This is a genomic window from Micromonospora wenchangensis, assembly GCF_002210435.1.
Classification (GTDB): Bacteria; Actinomycetota; Actinomycetes; order Mycobacteriales; family Micromonosporaceae; genus Micromonospora; species Micromonospora wenchangensis.
Genome location: NZ_MZMV01000110.1, coordinates 1 through 12,524, shown reverse-complemented (window position 1 = coordinate 12,524; position 12,524 = coordinate 1). Strand labels below are relative to the sequence as shown.

The window sequence follows — 12,524 nt, the reverse complement described above, 5'->3', positions numbered from 1 at the left end:
GGTCGACGCACGGTGTCGGCCGGCGGCCCGCTGAACGCGAGGACGGGCACCCGCTTGGAGGAGATGTCCCCGAAGGTCAGCAGCGGTACGCCCGCGGCGTCGAGGACGACCTGGGTGACCCGGCACGCCTCCTCGTTCCAGAAGGACACCTCGGTACGCACGTAGGCGGCGTCGGCCAGGTCACCGTGCACGCTCACCCGGTCGACGGAGAGCGGGATGAACGCGGTGGCATGGTCGGTGCCGAACACCGGGTTGTCCGGGTCGATCGCCGCGATGGTGACGCTGTCCAGCAGCCCCGGGAAGAGCTGGACCTCCGGGGGGTTCAGGGCGCGTTGCCGGCCCCCCTCGATCCGGGCGAGGGTGCCGCCGCCGGGCAGGCTGGCGACCCAGGAGATGTTGCGGTAGTACCGGCCGTGCTGGTAGCCGATGCGGCGCAGCCAGCGGTACACGGTGGAGCCGGTGTGCACCCGGGAGCAGGTGTCGAGCAGCGCCGCGAGCGGCTGCGACGCGGGCACCGGATCGGGGTGCGGGGCGTACCGGCCGGTGACGAAGGGGGTGCCGTCGGCGTCGGCGACGGTGAACCGCCCGTCGGCGTCGACCCGGCACACCACCCGGTGCGCCCCGGTCGGGATGAGCGGGCGGTGGAAGAGCACGTCGCGTACCCCGTGGAACGGTTCGCCGCGCAGCTCGGCGCCCTGGCGCAGGAAGTCGAACCAGGCGACGCCGGGGAGCATGATCCGGCGGTACACCGAGTGCTGGGCGATCGGCACCTCGCCCGGCCCGAAGACGCGGGAGAAGGCGTACCCGGCCGGGCCGGCGTCGTCGAGGGTCAGCGGGCCGCCGGGCTGGGCGGAGCGCAGCGGCTCCCGCAGGTCCAGCGCGGGGCCCCGGGCCTGGCCGACCGGCAGGAGGCGCTTGTGCCAGGCGACCGGCCCCTGGAACGTGGCCCAGTCGATGTCCGCCCCGGCCTCGAAGAGTTCCGCGGTGACGGCGGCGAGCACCTCGGCGGCCCGCCGCCCGTCGGTGGCGGCGGCCAGGCGCGCGCAGAGGTCCAGTCGGGCGTCGACGTCGTCCGGGTGGGCGGGGCCGGGAGCGTCGGTGGTCGCGGCTCCGGCGGCCAGCACCGTACTGAGCGACTCCTCCAGGGAGGTACGTCCGTGCACGAAGTCGGCGATCGGCGTCCAGCCGGGTGGCAGGTCGACCGCCTGCTCGGGTACCCCGGTGCCGCGCAGCGCCACGGCCAGCACGACCCCCGCGCAGATCCGCAGCAGCGGGCCGGAGAACGTCGTCACCGGGCTGCCGACGGCGGTCTCGAACCGGCCGACGATCTCCCGTACCGCCGGCAGGTCGTGGTGGAGCGCGAGCAGCCACCGTGGCGGGGCGGACCCGGCCACCGGGCGGACGGCCACCACGGACGGCCGGCCGGTGGGCTCCCCCAGCGGGACGTCGGCGCGTAGCAGCCGGGCGCGCAGCGCGGCGGCGAGGCCGTCGGCGTCCGGTCCGGTGACCGCGCAGCGTACGGCGCGGGCCGGGCGGCCAAGTCGGGCGGTGGCGAGCACGTCGGCGATCTCGTCGGCCACCGAGGGGAGGAACTCCACCCACTGCGCGGCCAGCTCGCGCAGCACGTCGGGGCTGTCGGCGGAGAGGGCGAGCACCTCCGCGGGCCGCCCGGCCCCGGTGGTGGTCGGCGCGGGCCCGTTCGCCGCCTCGGCCACCACGTGCGCGTTGGTGCCGCCGAAGCCGAAGCCGCTCACGCCGGCCCGGCGGACCGGGGCCGCCGGCCAGGGTCGGGGACGCGACGGCAGGTACAGGGGGCCGGTGTCCAACCGGAGCCGCGGGTTGACGCTGGGCACCGGCACCCCGGGGACGACCCCGTCCCGCAGGCAGAGGACGATCTTGGCCAGGCCGGCCAGGCCGGATGCCGAGTGCAGGTGACCGATCCGCCGTTTCAGCGAGCCGAGCGCGACGCTGCCGGGGGCGACGCCGCGCCGGCCGAACACGTCGGTGAGGGCCCGCACCTCGATCGGGTCGCCGATGGCGGTGCCGGTGCCGTGGGTCTCGACATACTGCACGGTGGTGGGGTCGATCCGCCCGTACACCCGGTCGAGCAACGCGATCTGGGCCTCCAGGTTGGGGGTGGTCACCCCCATGGTGCGGCCGTCGTTGTTGACGCCGGTGCCGGCGATCGCGCCGAGGATCAGGTCACCGTCGGCCACCGCCGCGGCCATCGGCTTGAGCACCAGGGCGACGGCCCCCTCCCCGGGGACGTACCCGTTGGCCTTCTCGTCGAAGGTCTGGCACAGCCCGTCCGGGGAGAGCGCGCCGGTGCGGGACAGCAACACGAAGGTCAGCGGGTCGAGCAGCAGGTCCACGCCGCCGACCAGGGCGATCTCGCAGCTGCCGGCGGCGAGGCTCTGGCAGGCCAACCAGACCGCGGTCAGCGAGGACGAGCAGGCGGTGTCGACCACCAGGCTGGGGCCGGTGAGGTCGAGGCGGTCGGAGAGCCAGGCCGCGACGAAGTTCTGCGACCGGCCCCACAGGGCCGCCGGGACCGGCCGGCCGGTGCGGTCCGGGCCGGTCGGGGCCATCCCACGGCCGTGGTCGAAGCCGTAGGAGTTCATCCGGGCACCGACGAAGACTCCCGCGTCGAGACGGCGGCGCACGGAGCGGTAGCCGGCGTCCTCCAGCGCCCGCGCGCCGACCTCCAGCATCACCCGCTGCTGCGGGTCGAGCAGGACGGCGTCGCCGGCGGTCAGGCCGAACGCCTCGTGGTCGAAGGAGAACGGGTCCTGGAGGAAGGCGCCCCGGTGGTGGGTGCCCTGGTGGTCGCCGTCGCCGAGGTAGTGGTCGCGGGCCCACCGGCTGGGCGGGACCTCGTCCACCTCGACCGAGTCGTGGGTCAGCAGCCAGCGCAGGTCCGCCACGTCCTCGGCACCGGGAAGCCGTACGGCCATGCCGATCACCGCGATTCGACTGTCCGTCATGTTCGCGTCGCTCCTTCCGTCACACTCGGTGGGCAGGTCAGTGGCGCGGCTGCTGGCCGGTGGCGAGCAGTGGCCGCAGCAGGGCGCTGAGGCTCGCCGTGGACGCCGGGTCGGGCGCGGACGGCACCGCACCGGCCGCCCTGCCGACCGGGTCGGTCCCGGACGCCGGGGCGGGTGGTACGGCCCGGTCGGTGAGCCGGGCCGCGAGGTCGGCCATCGTGCGGGACCGCATCACCAGCGAGGGGTCGACGGTCGTCCCGCTGAGCCGCTCGATGGCGCTGGTCAGGTCGGCGATGACCAACGAGTCCAGCCCCAGGTCGGGCAGGGGGCACTCACCCGGGTCCTCACCGAGCACGTCGACGAAGGCGTCCCGCACCAGCCGGTACGCGACCCCCGGGTCGCCGTCCGACGGCGGCCCGGCCGGTGCGGCGTCACCACCGGCGGAGTCAGCCGGGAGGGGGTCGGCCGGGGTGGGCTCGGGGTGCGCGGTCGGCGCGTCCCGGTGGGCGGCCTGCGGCGGCGCGGAGACGGTGGTCGGCTGCGGCACGGCGCTGCCGGGGAACACCACGGCACCCCCGGTGAGCAGGTGCGCGTCGAAGCCGGCCAGCGCCTGGTCGAGGGTGATCGAGTGCCCGGCGGAGAACGACTCGTCCGCCGCCATGCCGATGCCGGACCAGTTCGGCCAGGCGTGCGCGGTCACCGTCGGGCCGTCGTCGCCGGCCTGCTCGGCCAGGGCCAGCTGGTACGCGTTGGCCAGGGCGTAGTCCACCAGGCCACGGCCGGCGTCGGGCAGGGCACCGGCGATCGAGGAGACCAGGGCGACGTGGTCGGCGCCCTCGGTGCGGGCGAGCCGGATCACGTTGCGGGAGCCGGCGATCTTCGGAGCGGTCACCCGGGCCGCCTCCGACCACTGCCGACGACGCAGCGACCCGAACTGGTTGACCCCGCCGGAGCAGTGCACGATCCCGCGCAGTCGGCCCCACCGGTGGGTGAAGGACGCGGCCGCGGCGGTCAACGCGGCCGGTTCGGCGACGTCGCACCGCTGGTAGTCCACCTCGGCCTGCGGGCGCAGCCCGCGCAGGAAGTCTTCGGCGGCCCCGTCGAGCGGCGACCGGCCGACGATGCCGATGCGTCGGGCGCCGCGCGTCACCAGGTGCGTGACCAGTCGCCGGCCGACCGCGCCGAGGCCGCCGGTGACCAGGTGGTACCCGTCCCCGGCCAGGTCGGCGGGGGGTCCCGGCCGGGCCGGGGACGGGGTCGGAACGTACCGGACGCCACGGCGGTAGGCCACCACGGTGTCGGGGCCGGGGCGCAGCGCGGCGAACTCGGCGGCGACCTGCCGGGCGCGGATCTCGACCGGATCGGCCGGGTCGAGGTCGAGCACGGCGACGGTCAACCGGTTCTCGGCGGCGGCGGCGCGGACCGCGAACGCCCGCGCGGCGGCCCCGGGGTCGAGCAGTGTCCGGTCCGCCTCGTCGACGGTGACCGACCGGTGTGCGACCCAGACCATCCTGCCCCGGGGCGGGACGGTGGCGGCGTAGGAGCGGAGCTGCTCCCAGAAGCCGCGCAGGTCCGGTGCGGTGTCGGCGGGCCCGGGGAGGGCGTTGACCACCACCAGGGCGCGGGGGGTCACCCCGTCGGGGGCCAGGTCTGCGCCCTTGGCGGCGAGGGCGGCGGAGACCGCGCCGCCGAGGTCCGAGTCCGCCACGACCACCCGCACGGTGACCCCGTAGGCCGATGCGCCTGGTGGCGGGTCGGCGGGTCGCCACCGGGTGACCAGGGCCTCGGGTGTCGACGCCGGGTTGCCGCAGTGGCCGCCGTCGGCGGGCCGGGGGTCCACCGGTGGGGTGTGCTCCGGGGGCAGGTCCACGGTGGTGACCGGGGCGGGCCCGGTCACCGTCGCGGCGGGGCGGGTGTGCCAGTACCGGCCCCGGTCGAACGGGTAGGTGGGGAGCGCGACGCTGCGTGAGCCCGGCACGGACAGGGCGGCCCAGTCGATGTCGGCCCGGCCCTGCCGGACCTGGTCCACCACCACCGCGTGCCGCTGCGCCGGGTCGGCGGGGAGCGGGTCGGCGGGCCGGTGGCAGTCGACGCGGGCGACCGGGACCCGGCCGTCGGCGACCGCCCGGAACTGCTCGGCGAGGGCCTGCCCGGTGGGGCCGCTCACCGCGGTCTGGTAGTCGAGCGAGGAACGGCCCACGTTGGCGGTGTGACAGAGGTCGGCGGTGGCCCGGTCGTCGGGGGCGGCCGCGAAGGAGTCGGCGTACGCGGCGGCGAGGCGGCGTACCGCGTCCTCGGTGGCGGCGGACACCTTCACCACGTACGACTGTTGCGGCAGGGGTTCCCGGGCAGCCGGGAGCGGGGCTTCCTCGATGATGACGTGGGCGTTGACCCCGCCCATCCCGAACGCCGACACCGCCGCCCGACGCGGTGAACCCGCGACCCGGGGCCACGACACCGGCTTGTCCGCCACAAAGAACGGCGTGTCCTCAAACCGGATATGGTCATTCGGCCGCACCACATGCAACGTCGCCGGCACCACCCCGTGCTCCAACGACAACAACACCTTCACCAACCCCGCCAAACCCGCCGCCGGCTCCAAATGACCGATGTTCGACTTGAGTGAGCCGATCGCACAGAACTGCGTCCGCGACGTAAACCCCCGCCACGCCCGGGTGAGACCCTCCACCTCGATCGGATCACCCAACGACGCCCCCGTGCCGTGGGCCTCCACCATCCCGATCCCCTCCACACCAACACCCGCATCCCGCAACGCCGCCACGATCACCTCCCGCTGAGCGGCACTACTCGGCACCGTCAACCCACTCGTCCGACCACCGTGATTCACCGCCGAACCCCGGATCACCCCCCGCACCCGATCCCCATCCCGCACCGCATCGACCAACGGCTTCACCACCACCGTCACCACACCCTCACCCGGCACGAACCCGTCAGCCCCCGCATCGAACGCCCGCGACGCACCCGTCGGGGAGAGGGCCCGCAGGTTCCGCATCGCGGTGTAGTGCAGGGGGGACATGGCCAGCCGCACCCCGGCGACGATGGCCTGGTCGCACTCGCCGCTGCGGATGCTGCGCACCGCCGTGTGCAGAGCCACCAACGACGACGAACACAACGTGTCGATCGTCATGCTCGGCCCCGACAGATCCAGGAAATAACTCACCCGGTTCGCCAGGAACGCGTTGTGGTTGCCCAACCCGCTCGGCGCGTCCAGCTCCGGGGCGAGGTTGTAGTCCTTGTAGTGCTGGTAGCTGGCACCGACGAACACGCCGGTCGAGGCGGGCGTGGACAGCGGGGCGATCCCGGCGGACTCCAGCGCCTCCCACGCGGTGCGCAGCAGCCAGCGGACCTGCGGGTCGAGCACCTCGGCCTGCTTGGCGAAGAAGTCGAAGAAGCGGGCGTCGAACTCGTCGATCGGGCCCAGGAAGCCGCCGGTCGCGGCCCCGTCGCCACCCCCCGCCCAGCGGAAGGCGGGCGCGGGACCGATGCCGCTGCCCCCACGCGCCAGCAGGGACCAGAAGCTCTCCGGGTCGGTAGCGCCGGGCAGCGCGCAGGCGATCCCGATGACGGCCAGGTCACCCCGGTCGCCGCCGTCCGGCCCGGCGGGCGGCTCGTCCCGCGCGGCGGAGGCAGCCGGGACCGGCTGGTCGGTGCCGGCACGGATGGCGTCGTCGGCGGGCTCGACCGCCGCCGGGGCGTCCCCCGGCGCGGAAACGGCCGGGCCACCTGCCGTCGGCGGGGCCTGCTCGGGCAGCACGGACGCCACCACGGCGGCCAGCGCGCGGCAGTCGGACGCCTGCAACACCTCCACCGGGCCCAGCGTCACCCCGAGGCGTTCCTGGAGGTCCGCGGCGACCATGGTGGCGAGCATCGAGTCGATGCCGGTCGCGGCGAGCGAACCGGTCGCGGTGACGTCCGGGTCCCGCAGCACCGTGCGGACCACCTCGACGACGGTCTCCTCGACGGCGAGGGCGGTCACCGGCCGCCGCCCGGCCGGGGCCGCCGCACCCACCGTCGGGGAAGCGTCCGCCGGCCGGTCGGGGTCGTCGGCCGGCGCGGCGACCGGCCGGTAGACCACGTCGGTGAGGGAGACCAGGACCCGGCCGGCGGTGTCCAGCAGCACGATGTCGGCCCGACGGCTGCCGTCGGGATCCTGACCGGTGAGCCGCAGCCGCACGTGCCGGGTGTCGACCGGGTCCGCCCAGCGCACCGCCCGGCCGATCGACACCGGCAGGTAGGTCAGCGCGGAGGCGGCCGGATCGGCCAGGGTCAGGACCGCCATGCTCTGCAGCGCCGCGTCGAGCGCGGCCACCGCGCGCACCGCCGGGTCCGCGTCGGCGTGGTCGACCCGGACGAGCACCCCGGTCGTGCCGTACGCGATGTGGCCGACGACCCGCAGCGCCGCGCCGAAGTCGACCCGCTTCGCCGCGAACCACGCGTACAGGCCGGCCGGGTCGAGCGTGCGGGGGTGGGCGGCGTACTCCCGGTCCACCGGCAGCGGCGCGGGGGGTGGTCCCTGCGGCCGGAGCGCGCCGGCAGTGAGATGGCCGATGACCTGGCCGCCGTAGCGGAACGTCACGGTGTCGCCGGCGGTCGTGTCCGCAGTGAGCCGGTGGTGCCCGGTGCCCCGGGCGGTGAAGGCGAGCCGCTCCAGCACGGCGGCGGTGGCGAACCCCCTGGTGACGAGGAGCGCCGCCGGCACCGTCGGCCGGCCGAAGACCAGGTGGGCGTCCAGCAGCCGGGCGAGCCCGGGTTCCCGGTGCCCGTCGGCCGGGTCCGGGGCGACCGCCGGGAGCGGCGTCGACGGCCCGGACGGACCGGTGACCGGCCGGGCGGACGCCCGGTCGGCGCGGTCCCGGAACGGGTAGGGCGGCAGGGCGAGCCGGCGCGGGCCGGCGCCGTCGTACAACGGTCGCCAGTCGACGTCCCGGCCGGCGACGTACCAGCCGGCCAGCGCGGCGAGCAGCCCGCCGTCGGGGGTACGCAACTCGGCGGCGATCCGCTCGGCGGGCCACGGCAGGTGGCGCGCCAACCGTTCGGCGAGGTCCGGCCCGACCGGCACCGGGTCACCGGCGAGCACCGTGTCGCCGCGCAGCACCGTGCCCGGCAGCTCGGACCCGAGGCGCAGCGCCCGGCGCAGGCCCGCGCCGAGGGCCGCCCCGCTCACCCCGAGCACGGCGACCCGGTACGGCAGGTGCACCCGCCCCACCGAGGCCGAGAAGCACAGCGCCCCGACGTCGACCGCGTCGTCCGCCTCGATCATCCGCCGTACGTCCGCGACCCGCCGGGTCAGCAGGTCGGGAGTGTGCGCCGACAGCACCAGCAGGTGCTCGCGCGCCGGCCCGTCGGCGGGCCGGGCGGCCGGGGCGGGGGTGTACTCCTCGACGACGACGTGGGCGTTCGTTCCGCCCATGCCGAAGGCGCTGATGCCGGCCCGGCGCGGCCCGGTGGCCCGCCACGGCTGCGGTGCGGTCGGGATGGCCAGCCGGCCCGGGGGCAGGGTGATGTGCGCGCCGAGGGTCGCGAACCCGGCCAGCGGCGGGATCTCACCGTGTTCGAGGCAGAGCAGCACCTTGACGAGGCCGGCCAGGCCGCTCGCCGGTTCCAGGTGACCGATGTTCGCCTTGACCGAGCCGAGCTGGCACGGTTCGGGCCGGTCGCCGTCGAAGACCTCGGCCAGGGCGGCGATCTCGATCGGGTCACCGAGCCGGGTGGCCGTGCCGTGCGTCTCGACCAGGGAGATGTCGGCCGGGGTGAGCGCGGCGTCGGCCAGCGCGGCCCGGATCACCGCGACCTGCGACTCGCTGCGCGGCACGGGCAGGGCGCTGCCCCGCCCGCCGTGGTTGACCGCCGCGCCCCGGATCACCGCGTGAATGCGGTCACCGTCGCGTTCGGCGTCGTCGAGTCGTTTCAGCATGACGGCCACCGCGCCCTCGCCGGGCACGAACCCGTCGGCCCGGTCGTCGAACGGCCGGGGCCGGGTCGGCGACAGTGCGCCGAGCTGGCTGAGGCTGCGGTAGTACCAGGGCGTCAGCCCGACGTGGCAGGCGGCGACGATGGCCGCGCCGCACTGCCCGGTACGCAGGCTGACCACCGCCTGCTGGAGGGCGACCAGAGACGACGAGCAGAGCGTGTCGACGGTCTGCGAGGGGCCGGTGAGGTCCAGCGCGTAGGAGATCCGGTTGGCCAGTACGGCGTTCATCGAGCCCAGGGCGGTGTGCGGGCCGACGGCCGACAGCCCCTGCGCGTCGCGGTGATGGGTGTAGGTGGCCCCCACGAACACGCCGATGTCCCGCCGGCCGGCGAGTCCGCTGCCGTCCACCACCGACCAGGCGTGCTCCAGCAGCAGCTTCTGCTGCGGGTCCATCTCCTCGGCCTCCCGCACGGCGATGCCGAAGAACTTCGGGTCGAAGCGGTCGATCCCGGCGACGAACGCGCCGCTGCGGCAGTAGGTGCCCGTCATGTCGGGGCCGCGCTGCTGGTAGTGGTCGTCGACGTTCCAGCGTTCCGCCGGGATCTCGGTGAAGGCGTCCGCGCCGGCGCGCAGCATCGGCCACAGGTCGGCCAGGTCGCGTCCGCCGGGCAGGTCGCCGGAGACGGCCACCACGGCGATGTCGCCGGCCCGCCGTTGCGCCGGCGCGGCGACATCGGCCGGGGAGGCGACGTCGGCCGGGGAGGGCCCGGTGGTGGCCGGGGAGGCGACGTCGGCCGGGGAGGGCCCGGCGGTGGCCGGCGGGGACGCCGCGGTGGCCGGTGCCGGCTGCGGGGCGGGCGGCCGGGCGCCGTACCGGGTGGCGAGCGCCCCGGCCAGCTCGGCGAAGTCGCCGTACTCCAGGAAGAGGGTGGCCGGGAGGGCGACCCCCCACCGCCGGGACAGCTCCTCGGCCAGCTCGACGCTCAGGATCGAGTTGATGCCGTAGTCGGTAAGCGGTGCGGTCCGGTCGAGGTCGCCGAGGCCCAGCCGCCCCGCGAGGAAGTCGGCGAGCCCGTCCTCGGTGCGCCCGGCGTCGGTGTCGTCGCTGCCGGACGTACCGCCCGGGGACGCACCCGGCCCGGCGGCGGCGGTCGGTGCCGGGCGGGCGGGGGCCGGCGGCGCGGGGGGCGTGCCGGCACCCGGAGTCTCCCCGGTGCCGACGGAGCCGCCGGCCGGCGCGGCGTCGGGGTGGGCGATGACGACCTGCCGGACGTCGTCGCGCAGGACGGTCATCAACGCGTCGAGCGCCTCGACGGTGCCCAGCGGCCGGACGCCGCGACGCCTGAGCTGTTCGGCGACGGCGGTGCCCATGCCCACCTCGCCCCACAGCCCCCAGTCCACACTGGTCCACGGGTTGCCCCGGGCGTGGGCGAACGCGTCGAGGTAGGCGTTGGCGGCGGCGTACCCGCCCTGGCCGAGGTTGCCGAAGGTGCCGGAGACCGAGGCGAACAGCACGGCGAAGTCCAGCGCGGTGCCGGCGACGGCGGCGGCCAGTTCGTGCGCGCCGTCGACCTTCGGGCGCAGCACCTCCGCCACGTCCCCGGCGGTGGTGCCGCGCAGCAGGCCGTCCTTCAGCGCGCCGGCGGCGTGCACCACGCCGTGCAGGTCACCGAAGCGGTGGCGGATCTCCCGTACCACCTCGGCCAGGGCGCCGGGCGTGCCGACGTCGGCGGCGAACGAGACCACCCGACAGCCGTACGACTCGATGCCGGCCAGGACGGTCGCGTCGGTGCCGGTGCCGCCGGACCGGCTGACCAGGGCGACCAGGCCGGCGCCGTCGGTGGCGAAGCGGCGGGCCACCGCCAGGCCCAGTCCGCCGTGACCGCCGAGGATCAGGTAACGGCCGCCCGGCCGGACCGGCGGCCGACCACCGTCGGACGCGCCCAGGGGCACGCGGACCGGCACGTGCCGTACCCCGGTGCGGTAGCCGGTCTCCACCGGCCCCCCGTCGCCCAACTCGGCCGGCAGGGCGGCGGCCGAGGCGGGGTCGAGGTCGACGAGGCGGGGCCGCAGCCCCGGGTACTCGATGGCGGCGGTGCGGACGAGGCCCCACAGCGCGGCGCGGGCCGGCACCGGGGTGTCGCCGTCGGCCACCGGTTGGCCGCGTTCCGTGCCGACCAGGAAGTGCCCGGAGCGCTGCCGCTGGCCGAGGGTCTTCAGGGCGGCGAGGCAGGAGTAGAGGCCCAGGCGCAGTTCGGTGGCTTCTCCTCGGGTCGGGCCGGTGTTCCACAGGTGCACCACCCCGGCGACCGGGTCCGCCAGCTCCGCCCAGAGCTGCTGGAACGCCGGCTCGTCGGGTTCCGGGACGACCCGCTGGTCGGCTCCGGGGCCCGCCGCCGGTGGCTCGGGCAGCACCTCGACGACCCGGGCCCCGCCGGCGCGCAGGGCCCGCACGGTGGCCGCTCCCGGCCCGTCCCGCTCGCCGTGGTGCAGGACCACCCAGGTGCCGGCCGCCGGCCCGGCGGTGGCGGGGGCGTCGGCGGGGGCCCAGTCGATCCGGGTGAGCAGCTGCCCGGTCGCCGGACGCGGGGCCGGCAACCGGCGCATCCGCACCCCGGTGAGTTCGGCGACGACCCGGCCTGTGGCGTCGACCAGGATGGCGTCCGCGACGGACCAGGCGTCCCGCACGGCGGTACGGCGTACCCGGACGGTCACCCCGGTGCTGAGCGGGGACAGCTCGGCGTGCAGGGCGAGACGGGCCACCCCGATCGGTAGCATCGGCCCTGGCGGGTCGCCACCGGTGAGGTCCTGGAGGGCGCAGCTGACCACCTGGAAGACGCCGTCGATCAGCAGCGGGTGGGAGTACCACGGCAGTGGCTGGGCCACCGTCTCCAGGGTCGCCTCGGCGGTGCCCGTGCCGACGGCGAGCCGGCGTACGGTGCGGAAGTCCGGCCCGTAGACCAGTCCGGCGGCCGACCAGCCGGCGTAGACGCGTTCCGGCGGGACCGGCACCGGGCAACTCACCGCCCAGGCGGCCGGCGGGTGGGTGTCGGACGGGATCGGCCCACCCGACCCGGTGGAGACCGTCCGGTGGCCCTCGGGGGTCACCGCACCCAACTCGAACCGGGCCCGCTCCCCCAGGGTCACGTCGAGGCGGCCGGTGACCTGCTCGCCGTCGGCGACCGTGAACGGCCGGACGAAGGCGACGTCGACGAGTTCGAGCGGGTGGAACGCCCGACGCTGGGCGACCCCCAGCAGGGCCATCTCCAGTTGCACGGCGGCGGGCAGGATGCCGAGACCGCCGGAGCGGTGCTGGGCGATGAACGGCTCGTGTGCGGCGAAGGTCTTCTCGTAGGTCTCGACCCGGTACGTCACGGTCCCTCGCTCAGTGCTCGTAGTGACGGTCGAACAACGGGTGGCCGACTGCCCCGTCACCTGCTGCGGGTACGGGAACCTCCGGCTCCGGTCGACGCCGCGCGGCGGAACCGGGGAACCGGGGCGCGCTCAACTCCCGGCGCTCGAACGGGTAGGTGGGGATGGTGGTGGTGCGGTGCCCCTTCCCGTGATGCACCCCCGCCCAGTCGATCTCACCCAGACCCTGGTTGTAG

3 protein-coding genes are annotated in these 12,524 nt (G+C 75.9%); all 3 read right to left on the bottom strand.

Annotation, left to right across the window (positions count from 1 at the left end; all coding sequences use genetic code 11):
• A partial coding sequence (locus tag B5D80_RS31900; RefSeq protein ID WP_211291724.1) for a polyketide synthase family protein occupies positions 1 to 2,984 on the bottom strand: 2,984 nt, incomplete at its 3' end.
• Positions 2,985 to 3,021: 37 nt separating this feature from the next.
• Complete coding sequence (locus B5D80_RS31895) at positions 3,022 to 12,291, bottom strand: SDR family NAD(P)-dependent oxidoreductase (protein WP_088647644.1); 9,270 nt, start codon at positions 12,289 to 12,291, stop codon at positions 3,022 to 3,024.
• Positions 12,292 to 12,301: 10 nt separating this feature from the next.
• Positions 12,302 to 12,524 (bottom strand): hypothetical protein (locus B5D80_RS33585; protein ID WP_211291723.1); only part of this gene is annotated, 223 nt, incomplete at its 5' end.